The organism is Psychrobacter sp. C 20.9 (assembly GCF_001921765.1).
In the GTDB taxonomy this organism is placed as follows: domain Bacteria; phylum Pseudomonadota; class Gammaproteobacteria; order Pseudomonadales; family Moraxellaceae; genus Psychrobacter; species Psychrobacter piscatorii_B.
In genome coordinates this window covers 85949-101390 of the sequence record NZ_MRYC01000008.1, presented here as the reverse complement: position 1 = coordinate 101390, position 15442 = coordinate 85949, and the positions used below count along the sequence as shown (strand labels likewise).

Below are 15442 nucleotides of genomic sequence, written 5' to 3'. Positions count from 1 at the left end.
TTACTGAGCGGGTTTTTGTAACTGAGTCGGTAGTATATTTTATTACTAGCAAAAAATTCACTAACAAAAAACAATTATTAAATAAGAGGCATTATGAATCAAGTCGCTGACATTCTGAAGCTGGCAAGCGAGGCTCAGCAGCAAGGTGTTGATGCTGTATTGGCCACTGTCGTTCATACAGAAGGCTCAGCGTATCGCCGTGCTGGTGCCATGATGCTCATCTGTGAAGATGGTCGTTCGGTCGGAATGATCAGCGGTGGCTGCTTGGAGCCTCACATCATCAAACGTGCCTTTTGGCTCACACGTGACGGTCCCAATGTGCAGGTTTATCAGACAGGTGATGACATTGAGTACGCTGATAATGGTCAAGCGCAGGTAGCGATCAACAAAGAAGCTGGCGATACAGACGATCTAGACGACTTGGATGGCCTGGATGACATGGACTTTGATGAGTTGAATTTTGGGCTTGGTTGTAATGGACGTGTACATGTGCTGTTTGAGCGTCTGGCAACAGCCGCACCATTTTTAGAGTCAGTTCGTCAGGTTCGGCGCATGCAGCAGCCAGTTATAGTCGCTACTTTGATTCGCAACAACGGTTGTCAGAATACCGAGTTGCAAGTTGGCTTGCGTATCAATCTAGACGAATATCACAATTCGGAAAATTCACTAGAACAAGAGATAATAAACCCTTCGAATATAATTGCCGATATTGTAGAAAAGTTAGCAGAGTACAAGCTGTCTGAGAGCAATACTGAATACGTGACCATGAAAACGGACGAGGCAACCACCGAGTGGCTCGTACAACGCCTGCAACCACAAGTGCGTTTATTAATTTGTGGCGCAGGTAATGATGTGATGCCATTGGTGACCATGGCCAAGCTACAAGATTGGCATGTCACGGTCATAGACAGTCGCGCGCAATATGCGACTCGTATGCGGTTTCCTCAGGCAGATGCAGTAATGTCATTATCTTTAGAGGATAGTGATACCCTGCTAAAGCTGAGTAATAACGCAGCGGTCGCTCTTATGTCACATAGTCTGACCCAAGACCGCGCTCGCTTGGCGATATTGCTAGCACATGCGCAAAACTATAGATACTTAGGACAGTTAGGGCCGCGCTATCGTACCGAACGCTTAATCAATGAGATAAGCGCTAACATGGATCATCCTGCTATCTTGGATACTGGCGTTCAAAAACTGCATTATCCGATTGGCTATAAGCTAGGAGGAGATGGTCCAGAGGCACTCGCACTGGGTATCATGGCACAGATAAATGCAGTCATGCATGATCAAACTGCATCAGTAGAAGGCTCTCACAGTAGGGTCTCGAATTCAGAAGCAAGCGTTGGTAATACGGATGCTGATATTGTGCCGAGTACCGTATGAGTAGTATCGTCTTAGAAGACAAGGACAGACAGGTGCAAAATCATGCGGTCATCATATTGGCAAGTGGCCTCAGTCAGCGCCTTGGCCAACCTAAGCAGCTGCTCGTTAAGAATGGCGAGCTATTAATCGTGCACATGATCCGATCGGCAGTGAGCACCAATCCGCAAGCCGTCATCGTTGTGATTCCTGATAAGCATCCTGCAATTGCTAGTGTAGTGACAGAGTTGGCTGTGCAATATCCAGCGGTTCAAGCGGTAGTAAACCCAAAACCTGAAACTGGTATGGCGGACAGTTTGCGTTTGGGTATTGAGAGCATTGCGAGTCTTGGAAATTCGTCAATCGAGCGCGTGCTTATCATGGGGGTTGATCAGGTTCTATTAGATCAGTCGCATTTAACGGCTTTGCTGGCTGGTGAACAGTCTGTGGTAGCCAGCAGTTATCATAGCTGGACGTATTCAGATGAATTAAGCGCTACAGAGCCAAAAAATATCATCGGCTTACCGCTAGTGATTGATACAGGTTTACTCAGACAATGGCAAACTGAATTGACAGGTGATAAAGGCTTGCGTCATTTAATCAGAGCATTACCGCCAAGCCAAATACATACAGTGATCAATAAGCAGCTCAGTTATGATATCGATACGCCAGCACAGCTAGCGTTTGCTCAAAAAAAAGGCTGGCTTGATCAGCACTCTGAACGAATATGAATAGTAAGCGACTGACATGACAAGCATGATAGAAACCAAGCGTCTGTATCTAAGACAGTGGCAAGCAAGCGACTTTGCGCCATTCGCTGAAATGAATGCTAATTCTAAAGTGATGGAATACTTTCCCAAGTTATTAACCCCTGCATTGAGTAATACCATTGCCAATAAGTGTCAAAAATTAATTGAAGAGCATGGCTGGGGATTTTGGGCGGTGGCTCGTAAAGATGGCGCAGATAAAAGCGATGACTTTATCGGTATGGTTGGGTTAAATAACGCGCATGCTGATATGCCGTTTTCTCCTGCTGTTGAGATTGGTTGGCGATTGAATAATGATTACTGGAGATTAGGGTATGCGACCGAGGCCGCACTGGCTGCTTTGCGCTATGCTTTTGAAGTTTTAGAACTTAGCGAGGTTGTTGCCTTTACTGCCGTTATCAATAAGCGCTCGCAAAAGCTTATGCAGCGTCTTGGTATGACTGATACGCAGGACAATTTTTATCATCCAATGCTCGATGCTGAGCATCGACTGGCTGAGCATGTCCTGTATAAAATCACGCGTCAGCAGTGGCAAGCCCTTATAGTATAACGGACTCTATTTATATTATACGGCCGATCTTGAAAACGTCAAAATATGCCCTTTAAAAGGTAACGCTAGATAAGTCGTATTTTCAGGTTTGACGTGCTGACTGCTAAAGCCAAACTCAATCATCTTATTGGTAAGCTTTTTTTTGCGACCGCGACCAGGGTCAACGACGATGACTTCACAAGTTGGCAGAGCATGACGCTCGATGAATTCAGCCAATATATCGATGTGTTGGTCTTCATAGAGTAAGTCACTGCCGATAATGATATCAAACTTGCCAAGGTGGCTGTTATCCTCTGCCCAATCCAAACGCTCAAAGTTAATCTCTTTGTTATTATTTAGCGTGGTATTTCTATCAAGGAAATACTCAACGGTCGGATGATAGTCGGTCGCTGTGATGTCAGCATGTCTATGATTGAGCAGCAAACTTGATAGCGCCATGCCGCAGCCCACTTCCAATATCCGTTTGTCCTTAATATCATATTCCAGCATATGATTGGCTAATACCAAGCTTGACGGCCAGATTACCCCAAACATCGGCCAAGAAGCGGAGCAAATACCCAAGTTTAATGCCTCATCATCGGGGTCACTAAATTGTTGGTTGTCACGCAGGGTGCAGAGGTGAATGTCGGTGTTGCCAATTTCAATCGTTTGATAGCGCACGCGCACAGTGGTCAGCGAAGTCATAAACTGTCCTAAAAAATAAGCAAAAGTGCAAAGGTTGGCAAAGATTGCCGCTTTCGGTGAGGTAGGGCATACAAAGGTGGGTGTGCATCTTGGATATAGTATTGACTGTGATTTGGTAGAGGTTATTATTTGACAAAAACACATGTTGTCAAAACAGTCCTCTTAAAGGTGCAGGAAGAGTATGACCTAAATGATGACAAGTTATTGTTAAATCTGAAGGTATTGTTATTGCTGGATAAAAGGGCTGGTGAAAGCGGACGGTAAAAGAAGCGTATGAGAGATGTTGAATGGCTTTTATGCTGGCATGATAGGCTTGTCGTTTATTTTGACAAGCCCATACAAGAGAGGATTAAAGCTGGCGTGTGCTGCTGAATCAATTTAGAAATTTGAGTCCAGAGGTCTTAAGTGCCCAGACCAGCTCTACAAAGGCGCGACTGTTGGTCAAGGGTTCGCCATCGATGATGAGCACATAACCTGCGCCATCGATCCATAAAAACACAAAGCTGGTTTCAGGAATGAGCAAGTCGACTTGCTGAAAAAACGAGATGGCTTGGCTCTCGACTGCCCAGCCGCGCTGCTTTTGGCGCAGCATAAACCCTGAAAAGTCAGCGGCGGCAACACTGAGCATGTCCGCTTCTTCTTGACTATAACCAATCCGAGCCAAACAAAACCCTTCATCAGAGCCAATCGCCGCTCGGCGCTTACCAGACAGGCTTGCCACGACATAAGGCAAAAACTGATCCAATGGTAGATTGGGCGCTGGCAATAGCAAAGACAGTTTTTCGATCCAGCCGTGTTCTATAAAGCTCTGTAGCCAAGTATCAGAGTAGCGCTGCAACCAATCAGCGGCGAGTAGTGTCTGTCCATAAGACAACAAGTCTTGTAGCGCCAATTGCTCATCAGTCGGCTCATTCTGTGAAAACGCCTCAAAAATACCAGCAGGCGTTAAGGTTAGATAGGTCTTATCGGCATTCAAATAAGAAGACATAGCGGCTACCTTAGCGATGAAAAAGTGGTAAAAAGTGATAGAAGTTAAGTTATAAACGCATGACAGTTTATGATGTCGTGGTAGGCTTGATGGTCTGATCCAAATGCTGTTGGCAGTTATCCCAGCGTTGATCAAATTGCCAATCATTTTTGCCTAAGCTAAACCAAACTGAGGAAAACGCCAGACGATCATTACGGACAGTACAATAGGCAAAAAACTCATTTTCAATTTGCTCAAGCGTGCCCCAGTCTTGATCCGCACGTGCTTGCAGCAGCTCAGCGGTGATGTCTCTTGCGATCTCTCTGGCGTCATCACTACTGATACGCAAGCGTTGCTTTTGCTCATTGAGCGAAGGCGATATAAGGACACTCCAGCGAGTGGCCAGCATGCTGTTACGCTGAATGTATCTTTTTTTGTCAATACACTCGCGAAACCCTTGCTTGGCCTCAGGGGTCAAACGATCTTTGATACGCGTAAACAGATTATTGACATCGTATGGAATATCAAACCAGCACCCATAGAAAAAGTCTGCTACCGCGCCCTGTAGGGGTTCTTTTTCGGTGAGTAATAAGGCGGCGTTGATGCGCTGCTCATGAAAGTGACGGTTATTGGGTGCCAAAAACACTTTGCGTGAATAAAACCGAAAGACTCGGTGCGCCACTTTCTCGTTTTCTTTGATCAGGTCTGAATCAGACATAATGGTCTCCTTGTGTCATAGCCGTGACGACAACCAGTGCCTCAGGCTATGAGCTCATTCAGCAAAACAACCTCTGATAATATGAGTGTCAATGAGCCATCAATCCAGCAATGTCTGCATCAAATCAATCATGAATTCAGCATCCTCTTCACTCATTGCCTCAAACCCTTCAGGCATACCAAGCTCAGTTAAGGCTTCTTTTCCATCATCATCGCTATGCAAATCCAGAATGGCTTCTATAAAAATTTGCGCATCTGGGAAGTCGTCTTTGATGAGAAGGACGTGGCTGATGTCTGCCAGATCACTTTCAATCAATACTGAGAGCTGAGCTTTGGTCAAGCGTGAGAAGCTGTGAAAGATCTCCGCCAAGAAGAAAGCCGCTTGGGCATCGCCTTTGATGACTTTGCGAGCAGCTGCTTGATAGGTCTCAGTGATATCCCAGTTGAGGTCAGATTCTTCTATATCGACAGCTTCGAGCAAACGCAAACCGATCAGCTTGACGTCTCGATTGTCTGCCATCGCAACGGTTGCGCCTTTATGGATATCGTCTAAGTGATTGATGTCGCTATTGGCCGCCGCGGCAATGACCATCTCATCAGATTTGCCAATGGGACGAGCAACCGCACGGTAGCCTTGCTCACGGATGAGGGCAGCGGCATCAAAAGGATTGGCGTAGATAATTTGAATATCACCTGCCTCAATCAAGGTCTCTTGCTCAGCATGTGAGGCTGGGATATTGAGGTGCATGTTTAGGTTGGCACGCTTTTGAATCAACGTATTGAACATGTGCCAGCCAGCAAAGCGCTCAGGCGAAAAATCAGGGGCGATTAACATATTGTGTGTCGTCATGATTTAGCCTTCCTCATCTTGTTTCATTTGGGCGTACTGAGCCATTGCCGCTTCGATTTTGCTGCGTGATGGCTTACGGCGTACTGAAGTGTATCCTACAGTTTCGCCGCGTCGAACATTGGGCACGACCGTGGCATATACCCAGTAGTGACTGCCGTCTTTGCATAAATTTTTGACATAGCCATGCCATTTTTGTCCAGACTCAGCAGTATCCCACAGGTCTTTGTAAGCGGCTTTTGGCATATCAGGATGACGCAGAATATAGTGCTGTTGACCGATGAGCTCATCGACGTGGTAGCCACTAATCTCGACAAAGGCGTCGTTGACGTGAGTGATAATGCCGTCTAAATCGGTACGCGAGACAATGAGCTTACCATCTGGGTAGGGACGCTCTACACCTGTATCATAGACAGTCCGAGAGGTGCCATCATGATAGGTCAGGGTGATTTGCTCAGCAGGCAGGTCAGGCTTGTGTGCATCAGGGATTGGAGAACCCATGGTCATCTCCTTCGTTGGTCGTTGTATTTATAATGAGTAAATCGAGTACATAGGGCACTCGTCAAAAAGCCAAAGCCACCAATCAAATGAGTTTTGCTAGGGCTTCTGAGGCGCGCTTGATGTCCAAGAATATCAAACCAAGCTTGGCATTGGGTTTTGCCATGATAGTGAGTACCGCTTCATCGCCTGATGACGTCATGATTACGTAGCCTTTTTCGCCTTGAATCATGATGCGATCAATACTGCCGCGTGCCAATTCACGGCCTGCACGGTCGCCCAATGATAGCAGTGCTGCTGACATCGCACCCACGCGGTCTTCATCAACGCCAGTTGGTAGAGCTGAGGCAATCATCAGACCATCGTTAGAGATTAGGGCAGATGCTTCAACATCTGCTGATGAGCTGTTTAAGTCTTCCAATATCTGTTGAAATGAATCTGTACGCATATCGCTTTCTCTATACTGTGTGTTAATTTTTATTTATGAACTATAGTTAGCCAAAAATAACCCTGTTTAAAAAAGGGTATTATAAATCCTTACTAAAAATATTGATATAGCAAAACCCTATTTAAAATAAGGTTATGAAGGTTTTTTTCCTCAATTTCATAAAACTTGTAAAGTAACGACCAAAAAGCCCCCATCATTCAATGATAGGGGCTTTTTTAGTGACGATAAATCAAGGCGTATTCGTTAAGCTTTATCACGCCATTGACCTTGAAACATAGTGCCTGCAATAGGGTTCAGCCCCATCTGATAGGCCAAGTCAGCAGGACGAGCGATATCCCATAGTGCTAAATCAGCATCACAGCCCACTTCTATTTTGCCTTTATTAGATAGACCCAAAGCCTTGGCTGCATAAACGGTTGATCCTGCCAATACTTCTTCAGGCGTGAGGTAAAACAGCGTACAGCCCATATTCATTGCCAACAACAGCGACGTTAACGGTGAGGTACCAGGGTTACAATCGGTTGAAATCGCCATAGGAACTTGATGCTTGCGCAGTGCCTCAATCGGTGGCAGCTTGGTATCACGTAAGGTATAAAATGCACCCGGCAATATCACGGCAACCGTGTTGCTAGCAGCCATTTTCTCTATGTCAGTTTCTGATAAATGTTCTAAATGGTCGCTAGATAGCCCTTTGTATTCGGCAACTAAAGCGCTACCACCAATATCAGATAATTGCTCAGCGTGTAGTTTGACTGGTAGATCCAAGGAGCGTGCAACCTCAAAAACGCGTCTAATCTGATCGCTACTAAACGCAATGTTTTCACAAAAACCATCGACTGCATCAACCAAGCCTTCTGCATGCAGGATTGGTAGCCACTCACAGACTTGCTCGATATAGTCGTCGGTACGGTCTTGCAAATGAGACTTATATTCAGGTGGTAGCGCGTGTGCTGCAAGATACGTGGTGCTGACGTGGATGTCGTATTTTTCGCCAAGCTGGCGTGCGACGGTGAGCATTTTGCGCTCAGTATCTAAGTCAAGACCATAACCTGATTTGATTTCGATGCTGGTGACGCCTTCTTTCATCAGCGCAAGTAGGCGCTTTTCACTTTGGGAAAATAGCGATTCAATACTGGCAGCGCGGGTGGCACTCACGGTCGCGACGATACCACCACCTTGTGCAGCGATGTCTTGGTAACTGGCCCCTTGCAACCGCGCTTCGAATTCATTGCTGCGGTTGCCACCGTAGACAATGTGCGTATGACAATCGATAAGCCCAGGCGTTAGCCATTTGCCATCGGCGTCTGTAACCTGATTGTCTTGATAATGTGGCAGATGCGTCGTGATTTGCTCTTGTGCCCCAATCCATGCAATCTTGCCGTCTTTAATACCGATAGCCGCGTTCTCTAACTGACCGTATGGGATACTACGAGCGTCTTCATTCTTATCATTATTAAAACCATAGTGCGCTGAAAACGTCGCAATATTGGCATTGATAATGAGTTGATCAAACGATGTCATAGTAGATTTGTCGAGCGTCTGCTCTTTAAAGTTTTCTGATTCATTCATAGTATGCTCCTAATAATTGGGAGGCGAGTAACCTGTTAAGACCTTTTTTTGTAAGAGCTAGCTGACAAGTAAGTGCTGTTCTACAATCGTTGCCAGCAGTCGAGCAGCGACTTTACAGCTACGACTATCCACATCAAAGGTCGGGTTGATCTCAGCAATATCTGCCATTTTTACTTTGCCTGATGACATAATCATCTTGACCATACGCTCAACAAAACCAAGCTCAATACCAAAAGCAGCAGGCGCACTGACACCCGGGACGAGACTAGAGGGGAGGCAGTCCATATCAATAGTGAGATAAATAATATCAACCTGATCTATGAAGCTTTTGACCTGCTCGGCAATGGTGTCCCAAGGCTGATAATGACAGTCTTCATCACTAATAATCTGTACACCCAGTTGCTCAGCGCGATCAAAGAGCGCGGCGGTATTAGAAAAGCGACTGACGCCAATACAGCAATAATGAAAGGGCTGATCGTGTGCGTCAAGATGCTCGGCAATCTGGCGAAACGGTGTACCAGAGGTTGCTACATCAGACTGACGAATATCAAGATGGGCATCGAAATTAATAATCCCGATAGTAGGCGCTGTGTTTGTGCTGATAGTTGTATCGTTTGCCTTTTCTAAGGCCTGCCATAATCCCAAAAAGCTACCATAAGCAATGGCATGACCACCGCCAAGCCCGATGGGTAATCCACCTTGCTTGACGATAGTGCTCACTGCATCGGCATATTTGATCTGAGCTTGCTCAAGAATACTGTCGGCAAAGCCATCATTATCATCACAATGAATGTCGCCAGCATCACCCAATAAGGTTGATAATTGACTATCAAAACGTTGTTGCAAATCAGCGATGACTGGCAGCGTAGCAAAAGCTCGACGAATCAATGACGGTGCAGCTCTAGCACCCACGCGGCCTTGATTGCGTCTGACGCCTTGATCACAGGCAAAGCCAATTAGCCCAATATGTTGAGCCTCATAAAGCTGAGCAAGCTGATACCAATAACGGGCGCGTGCAGTCTCAAATGGCTCTGCGCGTCCTATCCACTGAGTCATATCAGCAGGTGTATGGCTAATGGGTGTGGTCATGTTTGTGACTGCCATCATTGCTCTCCTTTTACCAATTAACCGTTACTTAGACTCGTACCAGTCGCTACGTAGTTCTTGCCAATGCTCAGCAAGTGTACCGTCTAATACTAACTGCTTGGCCGCTTCGATATCAGGGGCGAGGTAGCGATCTTTATCATAGAACGTCACTTTCTCACGTAGTTTTTGATGTGCCACAGTCAACGGCTCTGATGTCTCGAGTCCTCGATGAAAATCAATACCTTGACCAGCAGCCAGTAGCTCAATACCTATGATAGTCGCAGTGTTTTGCGCCATCTCATATAGGCGGCGTGCGCAATAGGTAGCCATTGAGACGTGATCTTCTTGGTTGGCAGAAGTCGGGATGCTATCGACGCTACCAGGATGGGCGATAGATTTGTTTTCTGAAGCCAGTGCAGCAGCGGTCACATGCGCAATCATAAAGCCTGAGTTTACCCCAGCGTTATCGACTAGGAATGGTGGCAGACCACCTGACAAAGTTGCATCGATCAGCAAAGCGACACGGCGCTCAGACATCGAGCCAATCTCAGCGATAGCCAATGCTAAAATATCCGCGGCAAAAGCGACTGGCTCAGCATGGAAGTTACCACCTGATATGGCGACCGGACCATCTTCATTATTAAAGATAAGCGGATTGTCTGTTACCGCATTAGATTCGATGAGCAGCGTTTTCCCTGCTTGGTTGATGATATCAAGACAGGCACCCATGACCTGTGGCTGACAGCGTAAGCAATAAGGGTCTTGAACGCGATCATCTTGTTCGCCATCGTGCGAAGCACGAATAGCACTGCCTTTGATAAGCTCGCGGTGTGCTTTGGCGATTTCAATTTGACCATGATGACCACGTACGTCATGAATACGAGCATCAAACGGCGCATCCGAGCCTTTTGCCGCATCGATAGACAGTGAGCCGACGATGGTTGCCGTTTCGAGCAAATCACGCGCTAAAAAATAACCACGTAATGCCAGCGCCGTGGACACCTGCGTACCATTAATCAGTGCAAGACCTTCTTTGGCAGCTAGTTTGATTGGCTCAAGTCCATGCTGAGCTAAGGCATCAGCGGCAAGAATCTTTTTGCCATCGACATAGACGTGACCTTCGCCCATCATCGCAAGCGTCATGTGTGACAAGGGAGCCAAGTCACCAGACGCGCCAACGGAACCTTTGGCTGGGATATTGGGTGTAATCTGATTGTTGATTAAGCCAAGTAAGCTATCAACCACTTCACGACGTACGCCAGACACCCCTTGTGCTAGGCTAGCAACTTTCATTACCATGATGAGACGAACCACGTTGTCTGGCAACGCGTCACCTGTACCCACTGAGTGAGAGACAATCAAGTTACGCTGAAGCAGCTCAAGTTGATCGTCACTGATACGTGTCTTCGCTAGTAGACCAAAACCCGTGTTGATCCCATAAGCGCTTTTGTTGCGGGCAATGATAGTACGTACATCTTCGTGTGACGCATCTATCGCCTCATAAGCGCTGTCAGGCAAGGTCAGAGCGACTGGATGATCGTAGATATCGCGTAGCATCTTAAAGCTAAGCTGGCGAGGGTTTAGGGTTAGTTGTTTGATAGCAGTCATGAGGATAATCCTAATTTTATAAGGGATATTAATAATATTTTTTATTGATACAAGGTTTATAGCAAATACAATTTAGACAGAAGATAAGTGTTACTGGGATAAATTTTGCAAAGCTTCTGGCTTGTTTTAACCAATCCAGTTCATATACATGGCCAGCTGTCCAAAGGCGGCAGCCAACAAGATGCTCAGAACCACGCGTTCAAACCAAATGATGACCATCTTGCCCACAGAGAGGGGAATCTCGGTCGCCAGTACACACGGAATCATAGCGGAAAAAAACAGCACACTACTAATGGAGATAACGCCAGCCACATAACGTGTCAACATATCAGCTTCACTCAGCAGTAGAGCAGGCAAGAACATTTCAGCCAATCCCGCTGACATACCTTTGGCCGCCACAAGTGGTTCTGGCAATCCGCCTAACCACGTAAATGGATAGAGCAGCAACCCTAAGGCGTCAAACACTGGCGTATACTTTGCCAACAACAGACCCGTCAGGCCGACCGCGATAATAGATGGCACAATGGCTGCTGCCATAATCAATCCATCACGAAAGTTGGACCATAAAATATGCTTAAGATCAGTTGCGCGACGAGAGGTGGATAGACCCAAATCAAATGCAGCTGCTAAACGTTTGCCACGTTCGTGATTGAGGTCTGGACGATCAACGTTGTCATCAAAGAGGCTAATTGGTGGAATACGAGCGGTAATGGCAGTGACGATAAAGGTAATCACCAGCGTTGACCAAAAAAACAGATTCCAAAATTCCATCAGACCGAGTGTTTTTGCCACAATCACCATAAATGCGGCCGATACCGTAGAAAAGCCTGTCGCGATAATAATGGCTTCACGCGCGGAATACTGTTTTTGTAGATATACTCGATTGGTGATCAGTAGACCAATCGAGTAGCTACCCACAAAAGAAGCCACCGCATCGATGGCAGATGCACCAGGCGTTTTCCAGATAGGTTTCATAATGGGTTGCATTAATACACCCACCATCTCAAGCAAACCAAAACCGACCAAGAATGCCAAAATTAAGGCGCCAAGCGGCACAATCATACCGACAGGTAAGGCCAGTTTTTCAAATAAAAACGGCAACATATCCGCTTCCATCATAAAGGCAGGCGCGGTACCTGTGATGTACATTACTGCCAAAATGAGACCTAAAATCTTAAATACAGTCAAAATTTTGTGCGTGATATTTTTACGCCATGAGCCATCTATAAAAGGCTTGCTAACCCCAAAAATCATCAACAAAAATAACAAGGTGACAGATAAGGTGTGCTGCTGATTGACAAGGTAAGTCGCGCCATGATCGAACAAGATCGTGCTTTTTTCGCCGATGGTAAAAGGCACAAAAAACATTACAAGTCCAATGGTACTAAATACAATAAGCTGTATCAGTGCTAAAGACTTGGATAATAGTTTTTCAGGTGGAGGCGTTGTCCCATCATTGAGGTGGGCAGCCGTATTTTGTTCAATCATGTTATCCTCCTTGATAAAATGTTTTGGATGCTTTATTTGATCATCATTTGATCATGGGTAAGTTGAGACCGTAATCTTTTGCTGTTTTGATGGCCAGCTCATAGCCTGCATCTGCATGACGCATGACACCTGAGCCGCAGTCATTGACCAGTACACGTGACAAGCGTTTAGCGGCTGCATCTGTACCATCAGCGACGATGACCATGCCTGAATGCTGCGAATAACCCATGCCAACACCGCCGCCATGATGCAATGATACCCACGTGGCGCCGCCCGCGACATTGAGCATACCGTTTAGAAGCGCCCAGTCAGAGACTGCGTCTGAGCCATCTTTCATGCTTTCAGTTTCGCGGTTTGGACTGGCAACAGAGCCGGTGTCCAAATGGTCACGACCAATGACGATAGGGCCTTTTAGTTCGCCGTTTTTGACCATCTCATTAAACGCCAGACCTGCTTTGTCACGTTCGCCAAGACCCAACCAGCAGATACGGGCAGGTAATCCTTGGAACTGAATGCGCTCTTTTGCCATATCAAGCCAGCGATGAATATGTTGGTTTTCAGGGAACAATTCTTTAATTTTTTGATCCGTTTTATAGATGTCTTCTGGATCACCAGAGAGCGCTACCCAGCGGAAAGGGCCTTTGCCTTGGCAGAAAAGTGGACGAATATAAGCAGGGACGAATCCTGGGAAATTAAAGGCGTCTTTGACCCCTTCATCAAATGCTACCTGACGGATATTGTTGCCATAATCAGTCGCTGGAATATCCATCGCTTGTAGATCTAAAATCGCCTGTACGTGTGTGGCGCAAGACGCTGCTGCCGCTTTGGTGAGTGCGGCGTGTTGCTCTGGATCTTCTTGTGCGGCCTTCCATTCTTCAACCGTCCAGCCACTTGGCAGATAGCCATTGATTAAGTCATGGGCTGAAGTTTGATCGGTGACCAAATCAGGTTTCATGCCGCCAGCACGAGCGCGTTTGACCATCTCAGGCAAGATGTCTGCAGCATTGCCAAGTAAGGCAATTGAGACCGCTTCGCCAGCATCAGTATGCTGCTTAATCAATTCATAAGCATGGTCAAGATCGTCCGCTTGCTTGTCAACATAACCAGTACGCAGGCGGAAATCGATACTAGACTGCTGGCACTCGATGTTCAATGAGGTTGCGCCAGCAAAGGTTGCCGCTAGTGGCTGTGCGCCGCCCATACCGCCAAGTCCCGCAGTCAAAATCCAGCGTCCTTTCCAGCTGCCATCATAATGCTGACGACCTGCCTCAACGAAGGTTTCGTAAGTACCTTGCACGATGCCTTGCGTACCAATATAAATCCAGCTACCCGCTGTCATTTGACCGTACATAAACAAGTCTTTGCGATCAAGCTCATTGAAGTGCTCCCACGTTGCCCAGCGCGGTACAAGGTTTGAGTTGGCAATCAAGACACGCGGTGCGTTTTCATGCGTTTGAAAAACGCCGACTGGCTTTCCTGACTGCACCAACAACGTCTCGTCATCTTCTAATTCTTTTAATGACGCTAGGATTTGATCATAGCTTTCCCAGTTACGAGCAGCGCGTCCAATACCACCATACACCACAAGACTTTTTGGGTTTTCAGCGACATCAGGATGCAGGTTGTTTTGTAGCATGCGATAAGGCGCTTCGGTCAGCCAGCTTTTGCAATGAAGGGTGCTGCCAGTGGGGGCGGCAATATCACGACTTTCATCACGGCGGGTAAATTCGTTGTTTTTCACTTCTGCGTTTTCGCTGATTCCATTATCGGTCGTCATGATCGTTCCTTGTGTTATCAATACAGTTTTATTAATGCAGGTTTTGAGTGCGATTATTTGAGGTCACTCATAAGTTGTATATACAAATTATCAAAGATACTTTTTCCATGCAAGGATTTTTTGATAAAAATTAGAATTAATGAAAAAAAGAGCATAACTGATAGAGTGATATGAATAAGAGTTCGCATGATTGTCGTGATATTATGGCGCTACTCTTATTAGCGGAACTGACGGTTTAAAACGAATATGACAAAAACGATTCCGGCGTATCAGCGGATTAAAAATGCGATATTAGACAATATTCACTCTGGCAAATGGCAAGCGGGCAATGCGATCTCTACAGAAATGGCATTGGCGACAGAGTTTGGTGTCTCACGGATGACGGTGAATCGCGCGCTCAAAGAGCTGAGTGAGGAGCGTGTATTGGAGCGGCGTCAAGGCTCAGGAACCTTTGTCGCGCAGCAGCAGTTCAATCATACGTTTGTGGAAGTGCGCAATATCGCAGAGGATCTCAAATCTGCCAATCGCGATTACGAAGCAAAAGTAGTGAGTAAGCGCGCGGTGACTGCTGCTATGCTCGATGATGAGTTGCGCCGTAAGTTTGGTATTGATGAGAGGGCTACCGTGGCTCATACAGACGCTAGTGATGCACCGATTTTATATGAGGTAAAAATCATTCACGTTGCAGATGGTCAGCCTATACAGTTTGAAGAGCGCTGGGTTGATGCCAAAAAAGTGCCACATTTTATTGATCAGGATTTTACCGTGGTCAATACCAGTGATTATCTGGTTGCCAAAATACCGCTAGAGAGTGGCAGCTACACTATACGTGCGCTTGCAGCACCAATAGAGGTGGCAGATGCGTTGCAGATTGCGCCGCAGTCACCAACGCTTGTATTGCGTCGCCAGACTTATTCAGCTGGTCAAGTCGTCACCTTTGTCAAGATGTGGCATGCTGGTGATCGCTATCAATTCTCAGGTGAGTTGTAGTTTTGCGCTAATGGCGGTCATTACCTGACGCACGCTCACGGAGTTTGTACGCTTTTTTATCTAAAGTAAGATATTATATTTATG

At 46.3% G+C, this 15442-nt stretch carries 15 protein-coding genes; 4 read left to right on the top strand and 11 right to left on the bottom strand.

Annotation, left to right across the window (positions count from 1 at the left end; translation table 11 throughout):
• Positions 1-93: 93 nt before the first annotated feature.
• Genes BTW00_RS07145 through BTW00_RS07135 form a run of 3 tightly spaced genes read left to right on the top strand, consistent with a single transcriptional unit; the run spans position 94 to position 2679 of the window.
• Positions 94-1386, top strand: a complete 1293-nt coding sequence (locus tag BTW00_RS07145) for an XdhC family protein (RefSeq protein ID WP_075106839.1) — start codon at positions 94-96, stop codon at positions 1384-1386.
• A complete protein-coding gene (locus tag BTW00_RS07140) occupies positions 1383-2093 on the top strand; it encodes a nucleotidyltransferase family protein (RefSeq protein ID WP_075106838.1) in 711 nt (236 codons plus the stop codon). The genes BTW00_RS07145 and BTW00_RS07140 overlap by 4 nt, the downstream gene beginning before the upstream one ends.
• Positions 2094-2118: 25 nt before the next feature.
• The gene (locus BTW00_RS07135) at positions 2119-2679 is read left to right on the top strand and encodes a GNAT family N-acetyltransferase (protein ID WP_218609010.1); all 561 of its coding nucleotides are present in this window, start codon (positions 2119-2121) and stop codon (positions 2677-2679) included.
• Positions 2680-2694: 15 nt separating this feature from the next.
• Here BTW00_RS07135 and BTW00_RS07130 read toward each other — a convergent pair whose 3' ends face one another.
• The 11 genes from BTW00_RS07130 to hutU all read right to left on the bottom strand — a co-directional run bounded on the left by BTW00_RS07130 (position 2695) and on the right by hutU (position 14368).
• Positions 2695-3363, bottom strand: a complete 669-nt coding sequence (locus BTW00_RS07130; RefSeq protein ID WP_075106836.1) for a methyltransferase — start codon at positions 3361-3363, stop codon at positions 2695-2697.
• Positions 3364-3736: 373 nt separating this feature from the next.
• A complete protein-coding gene (locus BTW00_RS07125; RefSeq protein ID WP_075106835.1) occupies positions 3737-4351 on the bottom strand; it encodes a hypothetical protein in 615 nt (204 codons plus the stop codon).
• Positions 4352-4418: 67 nt separating this feature from the next.
• Positions 4419-5048, bottom strand: coding sequence for a hypothetical protein (locus BTW00_RS07120; RefSeq protein WP_075106834.1), 630 nt, complete (start codon positions 5046-5048; stop codon positions 4419-4421).
• A gap of 99 nt (positions 5049-5147) precedes the next feature.
• Positions 5148-5897, bottom strand: coding sequence for a PhnD/SsuA/transferrin family substrate-binding protein (locus BTW00_RS07115; RefSeq protein ID WP_075106833.1), 750 nt, complete (start codon positions 5895-5897; stop codon positions 5148-5150).
• A gap of 3 nt (positions 5898-5900) precedes the next feature.
• On the bottom strand, positions 5901-6395 hold the full coding sequence (locus BTW00_RS07110; RefSeq protein WP_058024428.1) for a PAS domain-containing protein: 495 nt from the start codon (positions 6393-6395) through the stop codon (positions 5901-5903).
• 82 nt (positions 6396-6477) lie between these two features.
• A complete protein-coding gene (locus BTW00_RS07105; RefSeq protein WP_010201036.1) occupies positions 6478-6840 on the bottom strand; it encodes a roadblock/LC7 domain-containing protein in 363 nt (120 codons plus the stop codon).
• A gap of 243 nt (positions 6841-7083) precedes the next feature.
• The gene (gene hutI / locus BTW00_RS07100) at positions 7084-8409 is read right to left on the bottom strand and encodes an imidazolonepropionase (protein ID WP_218609009.1); all 1326 of its coding nucleotides are present in this window, start codon (positions 8407-8409) and stop codon (positions 7084-7086) included.
• 57 nt (positions 8410-8466) lie between these two features.
• Entirely contained in the window at positions 8467-9498 is a 1032-nt protein-coding gene (gene hutG / locus BTW00_RS07095) for a formimidoylglutamase (RefSeq protein ID WP_075106874.1), read from the bottom strand.
• A 42-nt stretch (positions 9499-9540) separates the two neighbouring features.
• Positions 9541-11103, bottom strand: coding sequence for a histidine ammonia-lyase (gene hutH / locus BTW00_RS07090; RefSeq protein ID WP_075106832.1), 1563 nt, complete (start codon positions 11101-11103; stop codon positions 9541-9543).
• A 126-nt stretch (positions 11104-11229) separates the two neighbouring features.
• Positions 11230-12591 carry a YjiH family protein gene (locus tag BTW00_RS07085; RefSeq protein WP_075106831.1) on the bottom strand — a complete coding sequence of 454 codons (1362 nt, stop codon included), beginning with the start codon at positions 12589-12591 and terminating at the stop codon, positions 11230-11232.
• A 43-nt stretch (positions 12592-12634) separates the two neighbouring features.
• Positions 12635-14368: a urocanate hydratase gene (gene hutU / locus BTW00_RS07080; RefSeq protein WP_062845256.1), complete on the bottom strand. Its 1734-nt coding sequence runs from the start codon at positions 14366-14368 to the stop codon at positions 12635-12637.
• Between the two features lie 246 nt (positions 14369-14614).
• Here hutU and BTW00_RS07075 point away from each other — a divergent pair, with 246 nt between their 5' ends.
• Positions 14615-15358, top strand: coding sequence for a UTRA domain-containing protein (locus BTW00_RS07075; RefSeq protein ID WP_075106830.1), 744 nt, complete (start codon positions 14615-14617; stop codon positions 15356-15358).
• Positions 15359-15442 lie beyond the last annotated feature (84 nt).